The organism is Massilia sp. UYP32 (assembly GCF_050434365.1).
In the GTDB taxonomy this organism is placed as follows: domain Bacteria; phylum Pseudomonadota; class Gammaproteobacteria; order Burkholderiales; family Burkholderiaceae_D; genus Telluria; species Telluria timonae.
Window position 1 is genome coordinate 1 of the sequence record NZ_JBNDIK010000009.1, and the last position, 18,077, is coordinate 18,077.

An 18,077-nucleotide genomic window follows, 5' to 3' on the forward strand; every position below is an offset into this window, starting at 1 on the left:
CGATGCAAAGACGCCCATCCTCGCGCTCAAAGAATGGCAGCAAAAACGGCCGGAATTATTCGTTAAGCGGGTTTATGAACAGGCGGGACTTGACAATTAACGAGCCTTTCGGCTGCGATGCAAGCGTCGGATATGGCGATAACTTCTTCGAATTCATGCGTCGAGCTTGACTGCTCCATCAATCGAGCGCCCGCTGGCGCGACTCGGTGTCGACGCACAAAACCGCGACCGCCCCCACCAGCAGGAAGCTCGACAACATCACCAGTGCCAGCGTGAAATGCGTGGTCATGACCGGTGCCACGATCGCCGGCGCGAACAGGCCGCCGAAGCGGGCGACGGCACCGGCCACGCCCATGCCGCTGGCGCGCAGCCTGGTCGGATAGACCTCGGGCGTGAACGCATACAGGGCGCCCCAGGTGCCCAGCAGCGCGAAACTCATCAGGAGCGTCGATCCCACCACCAGCGCGGTGGAACTGCCAAGGCTATAACCGAGGCAGCCGATGCTGCTCAGCAGCAGGAAACCGACCAGCGTCGGCTTGCGCCCCCAGCGCTCGACGCCATAGGCGGCCAGCGCGAAGCCGGGCAACTGGACCAGCGCCAGCACGATCAGGAATTCCTGGCCACGCATGAAGCCGAAGCCTTCGGCGCCCAGCTTGATCGGCAGGTAGACGAACACGCCATAATAGGCGATCGAGATCAGCGCCCATGCGAGAAACAGCGAAACGCTGCGGCGGCGCAGGCCGTCCCTGAACAGCGAAAGCAGTGACGACTTCTGGCGGCGCTCGGGCTGCAGCGCCGGGATGTCGACCGCGCGGCCATTGGTCCTGGCCACCCGCCCCAGCACTGCGCGCGCCTCCTCGAGCTTGCCGCTGCGGTGCAGGTACATCGGCGACTCGGGAATATAGAACCGCAGAACCACGCCGACCAGGGCCGGCAAGCCGGTGACGAAGAAGATGACGCGCCAGGCGTCGTCGCCCCACTGCACCGCCCACAGCGCCAGCACCGCCAAGCAGATCGTCCCCAGCGCCCAGAACGACTCGAGCAGCACCAGCCAGCGCCCGCGCCGGTCGCTGGGCAGGAATTCGGCCATCATCGTGTAGTCGACCGGCAGCGTCGCGCCGACGCCAATGCCGGTCAGGAAGCGCAGTGCCAAGAGCCAGGTGAAATCGGGCGCGAATGCGGACGCGACGCCGAAGCAGGCGTCGATCACCACCGCCATCATCAGCACCGGACGCCGGCCGATCCGGTCCGCCAGCCGGCCGAAGACAAAAGCGCCGATCAGCATGCCGACGAAGAACAGCGTTCCCGTCTGCAGGGCTTGCGGCATGGTCAAGCCGAAGGTCTTGGCGATCGATGGCGCGGAAAAGCCGATCGACAGTACCTGCATGGCGTCGGCCAGCCAGACCAGGCCGAAGATCATGAAGATGCGGTACTGGAAGCGGCCGACGCCGGCGGCTTGCAGGCCATGCTCCACCGACGCTGCGACTGCGCCCTGCCCGGCGGGATTCGCGGGATGTCCGCTCTGCGTTGCAGGAACTGAGGTGGCCATAGGATGTAGAAAAGAGCAACAGACGGCATTGTACGCTGGAGTCCGCAAGCGCACGTGCCGGCGTGCCGTCAACCCCGCATCCTAGAACAAATCCAGCTGCCCTGCTCCCTTGGCGTCCCGCTTCTGCATCTGCGGCACCACCAGCGGCCGCCTGAACTGCGACCCATCGAGCCGCCCGAAGCGCCCGCGCAGGTCCGAGAACCCGAGCCGCGCGGACGCCTTCTCGAAACGCTGCCGGATCAGGTCGGCCCACACGCCCTCGCCTTTCATGCGGGTCGCGAAGTCGCTGTCGTAGTCCTTGCCTCCGCGCATCTCGCGGATGCGGTTCATCACCCGCTGCGCACGGTCCGGGAAGTGCGCCTGCAGCCACTCTTGAAACAGCGGATTCACCTCGTGCGGCAGGCGCAGCACCGTATAGTGCGCGCCGACCGCGCCGGCGTCGCGCGCCGCCTCGAGGATGCGCTCGATCTCGGGCTCGGTCACGAACGGGATGATCGGCGCCACGCTGACGCTCACCGGGATCCCGGCTTCGGTGAGCGTGCGGATGGTGCGCAGGCGCCGCATCGGCGCCGCAGCGCGTGGCTCCAGCGTGCGCGAAATCTCGGCGTCGAGCGTCGTGAGCGTGATGGCCGCGCACGCCAGGCCTTTGGCGGCCATCGGCGCCAGGATGTCGATATCGCGCTCGATCAGCGACGATTTGGTGATCAGGCCGGCCGGATGGCGGCACTCGGCCAGCACTTCGAGCACCGCGCGCGTGAGCTTGCGCTCGCGTTCGCACGGCTGGTAGGCGTCGGTGTTGACGCCGATGGCGATGTGTTCGGGCACGTAGCCGGGCTTCGCCAGCTCGCGCCGCAGCAGTTCGGGCGCGTTGACCTTGGCGAACAGGCGGCTCTCGAAATCGAGCCCCGGCGACAGGCCGAGGTAGCTGTGCGTCGGCCGCGCGAAGCAATAGATGCAGCCGTGCTCGCAGCCACGGTAGGGATTCAGGGAGACGCTGAACGGGATGTCCGGTGACGTATTGCGCGAGAGGATGCTCTTGGCGATCTCGTCGGTGACCACGGTCTTGAAGGCGGGCGCTTCATCGTCGTCGATCGCCCAGCCATCGTCAAAGCGCTCGCGGCCGTTGACCTCGTAGCGGCCTTGCAGGTTCGACACCGCACCGCGCCCCTTGCGCGCCAGCGGCGGCGGGGACGGCGCAAGGGCGACATGTCCGTCGTCGAATGGTTGGCGCTGGAGTGGAAAATCGATGGTGCCCATGGCTGGCGCTCCGATACTGTATATTTGTACAGTATATTACGCCGCCCGGGTGCCGAATTCAAGCGCGCGCGTACGCGGCCTGTTGCGAAACAAACCCATCGAAGGCATCCAGCAGCGCCCCGTAGCGCGCGCCATCGCCTTCGAGCTGGCCCAGCGCCTGCGCCGCCGCTTCCAGGCTCGACAGCTGGTGCGGCGCATGCGCCTTGCGGATGCGGTAGTTGGACGGCGCCACGTCCGTCAGCGCCAGCCGCGGCAGCTTCTGCAGCGCCGGATTCAGGTACAGCATCTTGCGGCTCTTGCGCCAGGTGGCGTCGAGCACGACCAGGCGCAGCGAGGACGCGGGCAACGCAGGAAACGGCAGTGGCAGGCTCGGGTCGTCCGGCGTGTGCGGATACAGCAGCACCGGCGTGCGTCCGCCGGCATGCAGCAGGCCGTCCAGCACGTCCGCATCGAACGCTTCACCGACGATTAGCTCACTGCCGGCCACGCTCAGGTGCAGCAGCCGCCCGCTGTTCTTGGCGTTGCCGACTTCGAGCGGATGCAGCAGGACCAGCAGCGCAGCCTGGGGCGCGACCGGCGCGATCCAGCGGCAGATGCAGGCCGACTGCGCGCGCAGGCACACGGCGCAGACCGGACGTTTTACTGGCGAAACATTCACGGCGCCGGCGTCCATCCACCGCCCAGCGCCCGGTACAGGTCGACGTGGGCCGCCAGCAGGCTGGTGCGCAATTGCAGCGCATTCAGGTCGGCGTTGAAGGCCGTGCGCTGGGCGTCGAGCTCCTCCAGATAAGAAGCGTAACCGTTGCGATAGCGGTTGCCCGCCACCCGCAGCACCTCGCCCGCCGCCCGGCGCCGCGCCTCGGCCTCCACCAGCTGCCGCTGCAAGCCGTCGATCGACGCCAGCGCATTGTCCGTTTCGGCGAATGCGGTGCGCACCACGGTCTCGTAGGTATACACCGCGCGGTCGCGCACCGTGCCCGCGATCTCGGCCTGGGCGCGCAGCCGGCCGGCGTCGAACAGCGGCGCCAGCACGCTGCCGCCGATGCTCCACAACTCGGTCGGAGAGCGCAGCAGCTGCGACAGGCTGTGTCCCTGCGCGCCCAGCGAAGCCGTTAGGCGGATCGACGGCAGCAGCGCATCGCGCGCCACCGCCAGGCTGGCGTCGCTGGCGGCCACCAGGCGCTCGGCCTGGGCGATGTCGGGACGCCGGCGCAGCAGTTCCGACGGCAGCCCCGGCGCCGGCCGCGGTTCGTGCAATGCCTTGAGTTCGGCGCCGCGCGCCACCGGACCGGGGCTGGCGCCGAGCAGCACGTTCAGCGCCTGTTCCTGCAGCGCGATCTGGCGCTCCAGCTGCGGCACGGTGGCGGCGGTCGAGTGCAGCTCGGCCTCGGCCTGCGACATTTCCAGGCGCGAGCTGTAGCCGACCTCGAACTGGTGGCGCGCCAGTTCGAACGAGCGCTCGCGCGATTCCAGGGTCGCCCTGGCCAGCGCCAGCTGGGCGTCCAGGCCGAGCAGGTTCAGGTAGCCGGACGCCGTGTTCGCGGCCACCGCCAGCGCCGCGGCTTCCAATGCCGCTTCCTGCGACAGCGACTCGAAGCGCGCCGCCTCCACGCTGCCGGCGATGCGGCCGAACAGGTCCAGCTCATAACTGGCCTGCACCGCGCCGACCACCGAGGTGGTCTCGACCGGGTCGCCGAACGGGCCGATCGTGCGCGCGCGCGTCGGTCCCAGCGACAGGTTCAATGCCGGCAGCCGCGCGCTGTCGGCCACGCGGACGCGCGCCTGGTATTCCTGCAAGCGCGACCTGGCGATCTTCAGGTCGCCGTTATTGTCGAGCGCGCGCCGCACCAGACCATCGAGCACCGGATCGCCGAAGGCGCGCCACCAGTCGCGCTCGATGGCCGCGTTGGCGCCATCGCTCGCGGTGCGCCAGGCCGGCGGCACGGTGAGCGACGGTTCCGGCGCCGGCTGCGGCGCCATCGCGCAGGCCGACAGCAGCCACGGCAGCGCCGCCAGGACGAGACCGCGCCGGCTCACCGCGCGGCTCCGACTTGCGCCGTATCGATCGTGGTCACCACCGACATGCCCGGCCGCAGGCGCGCGGCCAGCGGCTGGTTCGGATCGATGCTGATCCGCACCGGAATCCGTTGGGCGATCTTGACGAAGTTGCCGGTGGCGTTGTCCGGCGCGATCACCGAGAACTCCGAGCCGGTCGCCGGCGAGATGCGTTCGACGTGGCCGCGCAGCCGCGCATTGCCCAGCGCGTCGACGCTGAAGGTCACCGGCTGGCCGACGGCCACGTTGGCCATCTGCGTTTCCTTCATGTTGGCGATGACCCACATCGTGTCCGGCACCAGGGCCGTGAGCTGGGCGCCGGCATTGACGAACGCCCCCAGGCGCACCGTCACCTGGCCCAGCTGGCCGTCGCGCGGCGCGGTGATGCGGGTGTTGGCCAGGTCGATCTCGGCCAGCTTCACCGCGGCTTCGGCATTGGCGACCGCCGCCTCGAGCGCGGCGCGGTTGACGTCGACCGAGCGCAAGTTCTGGCGCGCGATCTCGATCGCGGCGCGCGACTGGTCGCGGCTGGCGCTGGCCTGGGCCTGCGTCGCGCGCGCGGCGTCGAGTTCGCGCGCCGACAGCGAACCGTCGGCGGCCAGCTGTTCCACGCGGCGCAGGTCGGCCTGGGCACGCCGGGCCTGCGCCTCGTTCGACGCCAGCAGCGCCTGGTTCTGGGCGATGGTGGCGCGCGCGCTCGACTGGCTCTGGGCGAAGTTGGCGAGCGCCGCCTGGCGGTTGGCCAGCTCGGCGCGCGCCTGCGCCAGGCGCTGGGTCGGAATGCGCTCGTCGATGCGCATCAGCAGCTCGCCCTTCTTCACGTGCTGGAAATCCTGCACCCGCACCTCGACCACGTAGCCGCTCAGCTGCGGACTGATGATCGTCACCTGGCCGCGCACCAGCGCATTCTCGGTGCTCTGCAGGGTGCTGCGAAACGGCGGCAGGTTCCAGGCATACAGCACGATCAACACGCCGGCGATGGCGATGGCGCCGAATGCGAGTGCGCTCAGCAGGATGCGTCTGGAACGGTTTGGTACGGTCGATGGTTCTGGCATATCAGTCGGTCACGGGGTCGGGTGGGGGTGGGGTTCCCGGCTTGGGCGCGGGGGTCGGCACGGCTTGCACGGCCGGGAAGCAGTGCAGCCACACGGCATGCAGGAAGATCCAGGCCGCGCTCGCGGCGGCCAGGGCGGCCAGCACCAGGAACACGTCGTTGTAGGCGAGGATATTGGCTTCGCGCGTCGCGGTCGCCGACAGCGATTGCAGGCTCTGGCGCGTCGCGGCGGCGGGGTCGGCCAGCAGGCGCCCGGCCGCGGCGGCGCCCGACTGGATGCGGCTGGCCACCAGCGGATCCAGGCTCGAGAGGCCCTCGACGATCAGCGAGGAATGGTATTTTTCGCGGATCACCTGGAAGGTGCCCACCAGGCTCGAACCGAGCAGGCTGCCCAGGTTCTGCGTGAGGCCGAACAGCACCGAAAAGCTGATCAGGTTCTGCGGATTGGGGATCACGGCGCCGAGCAGCGACACCACCAGGGGGCCGAGGAACAATGTACCGCCGAAGGCGAGCAGGCTCTGGCTCAGGTACATCTGCTCGGGCCGGGTCTGGTTGCTGGCATGGGCATCGATCCAGGCGCCCAGCGCCATGCACAACAGCGCGATCACCTGCGGCGCCACCAGGTGCTTGACGTTGATGGTGAGCGCCGACACCACGATCCCGGCCACCGTGGCGGCCAGCACGATCGCGTACAGGGTTTGCAGCTGGTCGTTGTCCAGGCCCACCGCGCGCAGGAAGCCGACCGCGCCCACGCTCTGCTCCGAAAGCACGATGCGCACCAGCAGCATCGACAGCGCCAGGCGCGCGATATTGCCGCTGGCCAGCCAGCGCAGGTTCAGCAGCGGATTGGCGCGGTTATGCTCGACGCATAGCGCGGCCGCCAGCAGCAGGATCGCGCCGGCCAGCGCCATTCCGATCCAGGCGCGCTCGAACCACCACTCCACCCGGCCGAAGCTGATCGCCGCGCACAGCAGCGCCATGCCCGGCGCGAACAGGGCGAAGGTGACGAAGTCGGTCGGTCGGAAGGCCTTGATGTAGTCGCCCGGAGGCAGCTTGAGCAGCAGCACGGCGCCGAGCGACACCAGGGCCAGGCCCAGCTCGAACAGATACAGGCCGCGCCATTCGGCGATCTGCAGCAGGTCGTTGGAAAAGATATAGGCCAGCGGCAGCGCCAGCTGGGCCGCGCCCATCGCCAGCGCCACCCCGCGCAGGCGCCATTCCTTCTTGAACCCTTGCAGGATGTAGTACAGGCCGAGCGGCGACACCGCCGCCGCCAGCATGCCGTGGGCCGCGCGCACCGCGATCGCCGAAGCGAGGTCGTTGACGAACAGGTGGGCGAAGGTCACCAGCGCATACAGCACCAGGAAGATCTCGGTGAACAGGCGCAGGCCGAATTGTTGCCGGAATTTCACCAGCAACAGGTTCATCGAGGCATTGGCCATCACGTAGGCGGCCGGCAACCAGGTGGTTTCGGTGGAATACGCGCCCAGCACGCCCTGCAGGTGAACCAGGTTGACGGTCACCAGCGCATTGCCGAGACCGCCCGTAATCGTGATCAGGACACCGACGAACAGGTAGGCGAAGCGCAGTGGGGTCGGATGTGCCGGCGTGGACGGCGAGCCGGGCATCATCGGCCTTTCGTCGGGTGCCCACTCGCGCGGCGCATACTTGCTCATGCGTAATTTCCCTTACCACTCATAGGGAGGCGATGATACTCCTTTGTAAAAAAACGCGTCGGATGTCACTTTCGCCACACACAAAAATATACCTGTCGATCTGGTCAACCGGATATTGCTCTCAAGATTTACTCGTCCTAGACTCGGGTTTATGCCGTAAGGAAATTGTTCCGTATGGCAGCATTACCAGAGTCATCCATGTCGAGAACACCGTCCATCCGCACCCTGATCTCCACTTCGATTGCCGTGCTGGCCATGCTGCCAGCCGTGGCGCACCTGCAGGAACTGCCGGCTGCCGCCCCTGCCCAGCTCGATTACCGCATGAACGAGCACGTCGTCCAGGTCCCGGCCGGCGATGGCGGCGTCACGCTCGAGACCACCATGTTCCAGCCGAACGGTCCCGGCCCCTTCCCGCTGATCGTCATCAACCATGGCAAGGATCCCGGCCGCCCCAGCCTGCAGCCGCGTGACCGCTTCTATTACATGGCCAGCGCCTTCGTGAAGCGCGGCTATGCGGTGATGGTGCCGATGCGCCAGGGCTTCTCGAAGTCGGGCGGCCGCTACCGCGACCATGGCTGCGACATGACGGCCAATGGCTATACGCAAGCCGAAGACATCCGCTCGACCCTCGACTATGCGCGCCGCCAGCCCTGGGTCGACGCTGAGCGCATGGTGGTGGCCGGCCAGTCGTATGGCGGCCTGGCCACGATCGCCCTCGGCGTCGAAGACCTGCCGGGCGTGCGCGGCCTGATCAATTTCGCCGGCGGCCTGCGCGACGACAGCGACCGCTGCGCCTGGCGCTCGCAGCTGGTGTCGGCCTTCGCCGAATACGGCGCCAGGGCCAAGGTGCCGAGCCTGTGGATGTATGGCCAGAACGACTCGCTGTTCGGCCCGGAACTGGCGGGACGCATGCACGCCTCCTACGTCCAGGCCGGCGGCCGCGGGCGCCTGGTGGAATTCCCGTCGTTCAAGCGCGATGCCCACGGCATGCTGGCCAGCCGCGACGGCGAGAAGGTGTGGCTGGAAGATACGGAACGGTTCCTGAAAGAGATCGGCATGCCGACCGCGGTCGTGGTCGACGTCCCGCCTCCTCCCAGCCAGCCGCGCACCGATTACGCCGGGGTCGATGACGTCGACGCCGTGCCCTTCCTCTCCGAGCACGGCCGCCGCGCCTACCGCGACTACCTGACCAAGATGACGCCGCGCGCCTTCGCCGTGTCGCCGAGCGGCGGCTGGACCTGGGCCGAGGAAGGCGAAGACCCGGAAGGCCGCGCGCTGGCGACCTGCTCGGCCAAGAGCAAGGACCCGTGCCGCCTGTACTCGGTCGACGACTACGTGGTGTGGACCGACGGCCGCCTGGAGCAGGCCGAGAAGGCTGCCGCCACCGCATCGACCGCGCCGGCGCCGGGCGCCACGCCGGCGACGGCGGTCTCGGAGCCGACCACGTCGGTCGGCAGCACCACGGTGCGCTGACCATGTGAGTAATAAACACAGGGAATTTGACACGGCATTGTCAAGCGGCATGCGCATGTTTCCTTGCGTGAATTTTAATTCCTTCGCCGCGGGTCGACACAGCGCAAACCCGACCGTCGTCCTACCTCCGACAATGTGCTTGACGCATTTATCGGAGAAGCCAGATGGTTCGATTCGCTCGCGCCTGCGCCGCCCTGCTGGTTGCGCTGGGCATGTTCGCCGCTCCCGCCTGCAGCGCGGCGAATAACTATCCCGTCATCCTCGTCCACGGCTTCCTCGGCTTCGGACCCGAGGAATTCCAGCACAGCGGCTTCAATTACTGGGGCGGCTATGGCGACATCGCCTCGCAGATGCAGATCTACCGCGGGCCACGCGCCGTGTTCGCCGCGGCGGTCGGCCCGATCTCGTCCAACTGGGACCGCGCGGCCGACCTGTATGCCCAGATCAAGGGCGGCTGCGTCGACTATGGCAAGGCCCATGTGCGCGACCACGGCCTGCCGGGCCAGGTGCAAAAGCCGCCCGGCAAATGCTGGGCCGCCGACCCGCGCAACAACCCGCAAGACTATCCGCTGGCCCTGTATCCGGCCTGGGACCAGGACCATCCGATCCACATGATCGGGCACAGCCAGGGCGGCACCACGATCCGGGCGCTGATCGAACTGCTCGAACACGGCTCGCCGCAAGACGAAGGCGACGGCGAACTGTTTAAGGGCGGCAAGGTCGGCTGGATCCGCAGCGTGACCACGATCTCGGCGCCGCACAACGGCACCACCCTCACCGATGCCGTGTTCAACATCCTGCCGGGCATCCGCCTGCCGCTGCGCGACGTGCTCGGGCACCGGGTGGCGGGCTGGGAACTGGCGCCGGACGGCGCGCGCGAATTCAATCTGTGGGCGCGCACCTCGCCGCACATCTATTATTTTTCGGTCGGCACGGTAGCCACCGAGGGCGGCGCCTGGTGCTGCAACGGCACCGACCGCGTGATCGCCCCGGTCCAGACCACGCTGTTCCAGTATGCGCGCGCCGACATGATCCCCTATTTCAAATCCTTCGCCGGCGAGTGGATCGTGCCCTCGGTGGCGCAGCGCGGCATGGGCAGCTATACCCTCGACCTGCCCAACCGCGTGAAGATCGACAGCGACTGGTTCTCGAACGATGGCGTGGTCAACACGATCAGCATGCGCTCGCCCAACGGCCACCCGGCGCGCGACTACGACGGCACGGCCGTGCGCGGGGCCTGGAATTTCCTCGGCAACTACAAGGGCTACGACCACTTCGACATCCTGAACTGGCCCAACCAGGGGCCGTCGGCCGACAAGCTCTATGAGCAGATCAGCGACATCATCTTCGCCTTGTAAGCCTCAGGCGAGGCTCTCGATGCGCACGATGTGCACCCGGTCGGGCTGGTCGACCAGCATGCACAGCTTGCCGCTGCGCTTGCAGTGATCCTGCACCCGCCAGTAGTCGCCATGGCTCAGGCAACCGGTCTGGCAGATCACCAGGTCGGCCGCTTCCAGGCTGGCTTCGAGGCTGGCGTCGAGTGCGCGCGGCAAGGCGTCGTCGGCCCGCGCAGCATGGCCGGCCAGGTCACGTGCATGCAGCCGGCGCGTCAGCTCGTGCACGCGCGCCTGCAAGGCCTCGACCTGGCGGCCCATGGCTGCGCGCCGCTTCAGGCCCGGCGCCGCTTGCTCGAGCGCGGCGCGGTCTTCGCGTTCCCAGGCCAGCGCGCTGAAGCTGCGGATCGCCGCCGCGCGCGTGCGCATCAGCTCGGCATCGAGCCGACGGATGCGCTCGGCCTGCTCGTGCAACAGGGCCGTGCAGCGCGCCTGGAGTTGGGCATGGGCGCGCAACAGCGCCCCGTGCTCGCATAGCAGTCGATCGACGTCCCGTTCGGCCAGCATCGGCACCCCCTGTGAAGAACCACGGCGCACCGCGCGCCGTGGGCACCATATTAAATGATAATGATTCTCATTTCAATGCGAACTCTTCATCAGGCGCCTAGTGCGCGCTGCGCAGGCTCCTGGCCAGGTCCGACAGCCGGTACGGCTTGCTGACGAAGGCGAATTCGCCCAGCCGCGAGCGGTCGAGCTTCAATGCCGGCTGCGGATAGCCAGACGCGAGCATCACCTTCACGTTCGGATAGTTGTTGCGCGTGTAGGCGGCCAGTTCGATGCCGTTCATCCCGTTCGGCATCACCACGTCGGTAAACAGGATGTCGACGTCGCGGCTGGCCAGCAGGTTCAGGGCGTCGCTGCCGCTGGCGGCGGTCATCACGTCGTAGCCCATGCTCAGGAACAGCGAGGACGCGACGTCCAGCAGGTCGGGCTCGTCCTCGACGATCAGCACGGTCTCGGTCTCGATCTGCGCCAGGTCGTGCGCGTGCGAGGTCACGGCCGGCAGCCAGATGACGATGCTGGTGCCCTCGCCCACCGTGCTCTCGATGGTCACCTCGCCGCCCGACTGCTTGATGAAGCCGTACACCTGTGACAGGCCCAGGCCCGTGCCCTTGCCGACTTCCTTGGTGGTGAAGAAGGGTTCGAAGGCGCGCGCGATGGTTTCCGGCGTCATGCCGGTGCCGGTGTCGCTCACGCTCAGGCGCAGCCAGGGGCCGGCCGCCAGCGCCGCGTGTTCGCCCCCGGCCAGCACCACGCCCGCGGTCTCGACCACGATGCGCCCGCCGCCCGGCATGGCGTCGCGCGCATTGACCACCAGGTTCAGCACCGCCGACTCCAGCCGCGCGGCGTCGATCACGGCGTTCGGCGCCCTGGGGTCGAGCTTGAGCACGAAATCGATCGACGAATTGGTGGCGCGCCGCAGCACCGATTCGAAGCCGCTGATGATGCGGTTGACGTTGCGCGTTTCGGGTTCCAGCGGCTGCTGGCGCGCGAAGGCCAGCAGTTGCTGGGTGAGCGTGGCGCCGCGGTCGATCGCGCGCCGCATGCTGTCGAGCGTCTTGGCGTCGCCGCCCGGGCTGCGCTGCATGCTCAGCACCTCGAGGCCGCTCGAGATCACCGACAGCAGGTTGTTGAAGTCGTGCGCGATGCCGCCGGTGAGCTGGCCGATCGACTCCATCTTCTGGGCCTGGAACAGCGCCGCCTGGGCTTTGTCCAGCGCCTCGGCCGCCGCCTTCTTCTCGGTCAGGTCGCGCGTGATCTTGGCATAGCCCAGCAGGCGTCCGTCGTCGCCGCGGATGGCGTCGATCACGACGTTGGCCCAGAACCGGGTGCCGTCCTGCACACGCCAGCCCTCGGCCTCGTAGCGGCCGACGTCGCCGGCCGCCGTCAGCGCGCGCGCCGGCAGGCCGCGCAGGCGGTCTTCGTCGGTGTAGAACAGCGAGAAGTGGTGGCCGACGATGTCGTCCTGGCTGTAGCCCTTGATGCGCTGGGCGCCCAGGTTCCAGTTCGACACCACGCCCTCGGGCGTGAGCATGTAGATCGCATAGTCGGTCACGCCCTGCACCAGCAGGCGGAAGCGCTGCTCGCTCTCGCGCAGCAGGTCCTCGGCCTGCTTCTTCTCGGTGACGTCGCGCGTGATCTTGGCAAAGCCGATCAGCTCGCCGCGGTCGTCGCGGATCGGGTCGATCACCACGTGCGCCCAGAAGCGGCCGCCGTCCTTGCGCACGCGCCAGCCCTCGGATTCGTAGCGGCCATGGGCCAGGGCATGGGCAAGGGCCTGGGCCGGCAGGCCGGACGCGCGGTCCTCGGGCGTGTAGAAACGGGAGAAATGCTGTTGCAGGATCTCGTGCTCGAGATAGCCCTTGAAGCGCTGGGCGCCCGCATTCCAGCTGTTGACGTATCCCTGCGGGTCGAGCATGTAGATCGCGTAATCGCTGATGCCGGCGATCAGGTACTGAAAACGCTGCTCGTCGGTCAGCGGCTGCTTGACGGGTAGTGAGGTGTCCATGGGGGCAGTGCGACTTCCTGTCTGCTGAGTCCGGTAAAGTGGCCTATCATACATCTGCTTTGCCACAATTTGCCACGCGACTGCATGTGCATCTGCAACAATATTGGGTATCGAGATGTAACACCTGCGATAATACAAAGCCCAGTAAATCGCGAAATGTGACAAGCAGTATAGAAATTGCAGCAAGCTTTCACGCTACAATAGAGACTCGTTTCTCCCGCTCGTCAGCACACCGCATCATGACCCAGCCACTCCCCGACCATCTCGACATCGCCGGCTGCGACAAGGAACCCATCCGCACGCCCGGGAGCATCCAGCCGCATGGCTTCATGCTGACCCTGTCGCCTGCGCTCGAGGTGTTGCAGGCCAGCGCCAACCTCGCCCACTGGAGCGGCGTCGACGTGCAGGCAGTGCTCGGCCGGCCGCTGGCCGAGGCAATCGGCGAGGCGGCCAGCGAACGTCTGGCGCTGGAGCTGGGCAGCGGCACCCTGGGCCAGCGTCCTGGCTACCTCGGCACCGTCACGCTGGCCAACGGCCGCCATTTCGACGTGCTGGGGCATGCCTGGGACGGGTTGATCATCGCCGAATTCGAAGCCGTCGAGCGCGCCCAGCCGGCCGAGTTCCGCCACTTGTATCCATTGATCACCGATTTCCTGGCGCGGGTCAACGAGCACGCCTCGATTCCCGCCCTGTCCGACCTGGCGGCGCGCCATGTGCGCTCGGTGACCGGCTACGGCCGCGTGATGGTCTACCAGTTCGACCCCAGCGGCCATGGCCGCGTGGTGGCCGAGTCGAAGGCGCCCGATTACGATTCCTACCTGGGGCAGTCGTTTCCGGCCAGCGACATCCCGGCCCAGGCGCGCGAGCTGTACACCTTGTCGCCGATCCGCCTGATCCAGGATGCGAACTACGAAGCTGCACCGCTGGTCCCGGGCGCCAATCCGGTCACGGGCAGCCGCAACGACCTGTCGTTCGCCGCCCTGCGCAGCGTCTCGCCGGTGCACCTGCAGTACATGCGCAATATGGGCACGCTGGCCTCGATGTCGGTGTCGCTGATCGTCAAGGGCAAGCTGTGGGGCCTGATCTCCTGCCATAACGCCGAACCCTGCCCGGTGTCGGTCGAGAAGCGCACCGCCTGCGAGCAGCTGGGCCAGATCCTGTCGCTGTGCATCGAGACGCGCGAGGATGGCGCCGAGCTGCAGTTCCGCCTCGACGTGCGCCGCATCATGGTCGAGATGCTGGGCCACCTGACCAAGGGCGCCGACTTCCTCGACAACCTGAGCGGCGTGTTCCCCGAGCTGCTGCGCTTCGCGCGCGCCGGCGGCGTGGCGGTGGTGGTCGACGACCGCATTTTGACCTATGGCGACACGCCGGACGAAAAAGCGATCCGCGCACTGTCGACCTGGCTCGCCGTGCACGGCCATACCGAGCTGTTCCACACGAACCACCTGGCCGGGGCATACCCGCCGGCGAGCGCGCTGACGGGCGTCGCCAGCGGCCTGCTGGCGCTGCCGATCTCGCGCATCCACCAGCACTACCTGCTGTGGTTCCGCCCGGAACTCGTGCAGACCGTCGAATGGGCCGGCAATCCCCATGAAAAGCAGGCGCCGCAGGGCGCGCCGACCCAGCTTTCACCGCGCCAGAGCTTCGCCGCCTGGCGCGAGACCATCCACGGCCACAGCCTGCCCTGGCACGCGGCCGAGATCGAACTGGCGGTCGAGTTCCGCAGCGCCTTGCTCGGCATTGCGCTCGAGCGCGCCGAGCAGATGGCCGAACTGGCCGAGGAACTGACGCGCGCCAACAAGGAACTCGAAGCGTTCTCGTATTCGGTCTCGCACGACCTGCGCGCGCCGCTGCGCCACATCGTCGGCTTCTCCGACCTGCTGATCGAAGCGGCCGGCAGCGAGGATGCCGCCATGCGCGAGCGTTTTTTGAAGAACATCAAGCAGTCGGCGCGCCTGGCCGGCAAGCTGGTCGACGACCTGCTGTCGTTCTCGCAGATGGGCCGCGCGGCGCTGCGCCCGACCCAGGTCGACATGACCGAGCTGGTCTCGGGCTGCATCGACAAGCTGGACCTGGAAATCGGCCAGCGCAAGATCGACTGGCACATCGACCGCCTGCCGACCGTGTGCGCCGACCCGAGCTTCCTGCACCTGGCGATGCTCAACCTGCTGTCGAACGCGGTGAAGTTCACCGGCGCGCGCGAACAGGCCGTGATCCGCGTCTGGCACGAGGACGCCGGCGACGACTTCGTGTTCCACGTGGCAGACAACGGCGCCGGCTTCAATATGGACTACGTGCATAAGCTGTTCGGCGTGTTCCAGCGCCTGCACCGCATGGAAGACTTCCAGGGCACCGGCATCGGCCTGGCCAACGTGCGGCGCATCGTCGAGCGCCATAACGGCCGCGTCTGGGCCAACTCGACACCCGGCGAAGGGGCAACGTTCTCCTTCAGCCTTCCAAAACAAGACCCATCTAAATAAGGCGATTTCCCATGCTCAAGCCCATCCTCCTGGTGGAAGACAATCCCCATGACCTGGAGCTGACGCTCATCGCGCTGTCGAAAAGCCAGCTCGCCAACGAAGTCGTGGTGGTGCGCGACGGCGCCGAAGCGCTCGACTACCTGCACCGGCGCGGCGAGTTCGCCGAGCGCCAGCTCGGCAGTCCGGCCGTGATCCTGCTCGACCTCAAGCTGCCCAAGGTCGACGGGCTCGAGGTGCTGAAGGAAATCCGCAACTCCGACGGCCTCAAGTCGGTTCCGGTGGTGATGCTGACCTCGTCCAAGGAAGAACAGGACGTGGTGCGCAGCTACCAGCTGGGCGTGAACGCCTACGTGGTCAAGCCGGTGGACTTCAACGAGTTCGTGCGCGCGATCGGCGACCTCGGCATCTTCTGGGCGGTGCTGAACGAACCGCCGCCAGGCTCGCGCCGCTACATCAAGCCGAAGTGAGTCGGCGCTGACGGCCGGTTCGCGGCGCGCCTGGCGCGCCGCAGCAGGTGGCGGATGCGCGCGCTGAGCGCGTCCGGGTGGTAGGGTTTCTGCAGCAGGTGGACCGACGAGTCCAGCTTGCCTTCATGCGCCAGCACGCCCTCGGCATAGCCCGAGGTGTACAGCACCTGGCATTCCGGCAGGTGGCGGCGCACGATCTCGCCCAGCTGCAGGCTGCTGACCGGCCCCGGCATGATCACGTCGGTGAACACCAGGTCGACATGGCGGCCACTCTCGACGATGGCGGCCGCCTCGGCCGCATCGCCGGCTTCCAGCACCTCGTAGCCCAGCGCCGACAGGATGCCGCAGGTCGACGAGCGCACCTCTTCTTCGTCCTCGACCACGAGGATGGTCTCCAGCCCGCCGGCCAGCGGCAGGTGCGACGCGTGCTCCTCGCTTGCCGCCGGCGCAGAACTGCTGCGCGGCAGGTAGATGCGTACGCTGCTGCCCTTGCCCTCCTCGCTGTGCAGCACGATCTCGCCGCCCGACTGCTTCACGAAACCGTAGGCCATCGACAGGCCCAGCCCCGTCCCCTGCCCGGTCGGCTTGGTGGTGAAGAAGGGCTCGAAGGCGCGCCGCAGCACATCGGGCGGCATGCCCTTGCCGGTATCGGCGATCTCGAGCATCACGTAGTCGCCCTCCGGCACCTCGGCCGGCAGCTCGTCGTCGGCGCCGACGTTGTCCCCGCGGATGGTGAGCGTGCCGCCATCGGGCATGGCGTCACGCGCATTGATGACCAGGTTCAGCAGCACGTTATTGAGCTGGTTGGGGTCGATCATGGTGCTGCCGAGGCCATGCGCGATCTCGGTGCGCACCAGGGTGCTGGCGCCGAGCACGCGGCGCGCCATATCGTCCATCTCGCGCAGCAGGTGACCGGGATCGATCACCACCGATTGCAGCGGCTGGCGGCGCGCGAAGGCCAGCAGGTGCGCGGCCAGCTTGGCGCCGCGCTCGACGCCCGACAGCGCCGTCTCGACCCGCGCCCGCGCTGCGTCGTTCAGGTTGCCGACCAGCTTGAGCAGCTGCAGGTTGCCGCCGATGATCTGCAGCACGTTGTTGAAATCGTGGGCCACGCCGCCGGTGAGCTGGCCGATCGCTTCCATCTTCTGCGCCTGCTGCAGGGCCGACTGGCTGGCGGCCAGCTCTTCCTGGCTGCGGCGCAGCGAAGCGAACGCCTGGTCGCGCTCGCGCCGCGCGATACAGGCGCCGCTGTGGTGGCGCACGCGCGCCACCAGCTCGCGCGGATCGGGCCACTTGACCATGTAGTCGCTGGCGCCGACGGCGAAGGCCTTGGCCTTGATGTCGGGATCGTCCTCGGACGAGAGCAGGATGACCGGGATGTCTTCGGTGTCGGGATGGGCGCGCAGGCGGGCGATCACGGCAAAGCCGTCGAGGCCGCCGGGCATGCGCAGGTCGACCAGCACCACGGTCGCGTCGATCTGCCGCGCCACCTCGACGGCGCGCTCCGGGCTGGATTCGTACATCAGCTGGTGATTGGCACAACCCTTGAGGCCGTGGGCGATGATGTCCTGGGCAAACGATTCATCGTCGATCAACAGCACGGAACAGCGGGTGGAGTCGTCCTCGATCATGCAACGGCGTCGCTTTCAGGGCTGGTGGAACGTTATTGCAAACTTGTAAGGGTTAATTTTACCTCAATGCCATTTAACAAGAGGGAGTTATCCCTGTTTTCCTTATTGAAATTAGCGGGACAAGTCTTGCGCAGCTATTGATTACGCACCATATCTCATAGAGCAAGCAAAAACAACCCGGAGTGATACGTGGTCGATAACCTCTGCCCGCTGTGCGGGCGCATCCTGGGAACGGTCAATATCGACCGCCATCACCTGATCCCGAAGACCTTCAAGGGCAAGGAACAGTTCGCGATCCACAAGATCTGCCACCGCAAGATTCACTCGGCGCTCACCGAGCGCGAGCTGCTGCAGAGCTACCATACCTGGGACGCGCTGCGCGGGCACGAAGAGATCGCAGCCTTCATCGCCTGGGTGGCGAAAAAGCCGCCAGATTTCTATACGCGTACTTACACATCCAATAAGAAAAAGAGCCGCTGAGCGATAGGCTGCCAACAACTTCGGCGCGCGTTCGCGGTCCAAGGTGGAG

The 18,077-nt window shown here is 67.2% G+C and carries 14 protein-coding genes; 5 read left to right on the forward strand and 9 right to left on the reverse strand.

The window, feature by feature from the left end; all coding sequences use genetic code 11:
• Positions 1-178 precede the first annotated feature (178 nt).
• The 6 genes from ABIB42_RS08555 to ABIB42_RS08580 all read right to left on the reverse strand — a co-directional run bounded on the left by ABIB42_RS08555 (position 179) and on the right by ABIB42_RS08580 (position 7,591).
• Positions 179-1,420, reverse strand: a complete 1,242-nt coding sequence (locus tag ABIB42_RS08555) for an MFS transporter (RefSeq protein ID WP_307160570.1) — start codon at positions 1,418-1,420, stop codon at positions 179-181.
• 210 nt (positions 1,421-1,630) lie between these two features.
• Positions 1,631-2,806 (reverse strand): PA0069 family radical SAM protein, encoded by a 1,176-nt coding sequence (locus tag ABIB42_RS08560; RefSeq protein ID WP_313633830.1) that lies wholly within the window; start codon positions 2,804-2,806, stop codon positions 1,631-1,633.
• Positions 2,807-2,864: 58 nt separating this feature from the next.
• Entirely contained in the window at positions 2,865-3,479 is a 615-nt protein-coding gene (locus ABIB42_RS08565) for a tRNA-uridine aminocarboxypropyltransferase (RefSeq protein ID WP_184239466.1), read from the reverse strand.
• Positions 3,461-4,843, reverse strand: coding sequence for an efflux transporter outer membrane subunit (locus ABIB42_RS08570; protein ID WP_005666304.1), 1,383 nt, complete (start codon positions 4,841-4,843; stop codon positions 3,461-3,463). The genes ABIB42_RS08565 and ABIB42_RS08570 overlap by 19 nt, the downstream gene beginning before the upstream one ends.
• Positions 4,840-5,916, reverse strand: a complete 1,077-nt coding sequence (locus ABIB42_RS08575; protein ID WP_429248221.1) for an HlyD family secretion protein — start codon at positions 5,914-5,916, stop codon at positions 4,840-4,842. The genes ABIB42_RS08570 and ABIB42_RS08575 overlap by 4 nt, the downstream gene beginning before the upstream one ends.
• Before the next feature lies 1 nt (position 5,917).
• Complete coding sequence (locus ABIB42_RS08580) at positions 5,918-7,591, reverse strand: MFS transporter (protein WP_273029190.1); 1,674 nt, start codon at positions 7,589-7,591, stop codon at positions 5,918-5,920.
• A gap of 198 nt (positions 7,592-7,789) precedes the next feature.
• Here ABIB42_RS08580 and ABIB42_RS08585 point away from each other — a divergent pair, with 198 nt between their 5' ends.
• Both ABIB42_RS08585 and ABIB42_RS08590 read left to right on the forward strand, forming a co-directional pair.
• Positions 7,790-9,064, forward strand: coding sequence for a dienelactone hydrolase family protein (locus tag ABIB42_RS08585; RefSeq protein ID WP_429248222.1), 1,275 nt, complete (start codon positions 7,790-7,792; stop codon positions 9,062-9,064).
• Between the two features lie 164 nt (positions 9,065-9,228).
• Entirely contained in the window at positions 9,229-10,422 is a 1,194-nt protein-coding gene (locus ABIB42_RS08590; RefSeq protein WP_273029188.1) for an esterase/lipase family protein, read from the forward strand.
• Positions 10,423-10,425: 3 nt separating this feature from the next.
• On the opposite strand, the gene ABIB42_RS08595 is transcribed toward ABIB42_RS08590, so the two are convergent.
• Together ABIB42_RS08595 and ABIB42_RS08600 are read right to left on the reverse strand one after the other, a co-directional pair.
• The gene (locus ABIB42_RS08595) at positions 10,426-10,965 is read right to left on the reverse strand and encodes a DUF2325 domain-containing protein (protein WP_429248223.1); all 540 of its coding nucleotides are present in this window, start codon (positions 10,963-10,965) and stop codon (positions 10,426-10,428) included.
• Positions 10,966-11,062: 97 nt separating this feature from the next.
• Positions 11,063-12,967, reverse strand: a complete 1,905-nt coding sequence (locus ABIB42_RS08600) for a PAS domain S-box protein (RefSeq protein WP_429248224.1) — start codon at positions 12,965-12,967, stop codon at positions 11,063-11,065.
• A 239-nt stretch (positions 12,968-13,206) separates the two neighbouring features.
• Between ABIB42_RS08600 and ABIB42_RS08605 the strand changes: the two genes are divergently transcribed.
• Positions 13,207-15,450 (forward strand): ATP-binding protein, encoded by a 2,244-nt coding sequence (locus ABIB42_RS08605; protein ID WP_429248225.1) that lies wholly within the window; start codon positions 13,207-13,209, stop codon positions 15,448-15,450.
• Positions 15,451-15,461: 11 nt separating this feature from the next.
• A complete protein-coding gene (locus ABIB42_RS08610) occupies positions 15,462-15,917 on the forward strand; it encodes a response regulator (protein WP_005666296.1) in 456 nt (151 codons plus the stop codon).
• On the opposite strand, the gene ABIB42_RS08615 is transcribed toward ABIB42_RS08610, so the two are convergent.
• A complete protein-coding gene (locus tag ABIB42_RS08615) occupies positions 15,899-17,548 on the reverse strand; it encodes a response regulator (protein ID WP_429248226.1) in 1,650 nt (549 codons plus the stop codon). The two genes, ABIB42_RS08610 and ABIB42_RS08615, sit on opposite strands and share 19 nt — an antisense overlap.
• A gap of 189 nt (positions 17,549-17,737) precedes the next feature.
• Here ABIB42_RS08615 and ABIB42_RS08620 point away from each other — a divergent pair, with 189 nt between their 5' ends.
• Positions 17,738-18,028, forward strand: a complete 291-nt coding sequence (locus ABIB42_RS08620) for a hypothetical protein (protein WP_005666294.1) — start codon at positions 17,738-17,740, stop codon at positions 18,026-18,028.
• Positions 18,029-18,077: the final 49 nt, after the last annotated feature.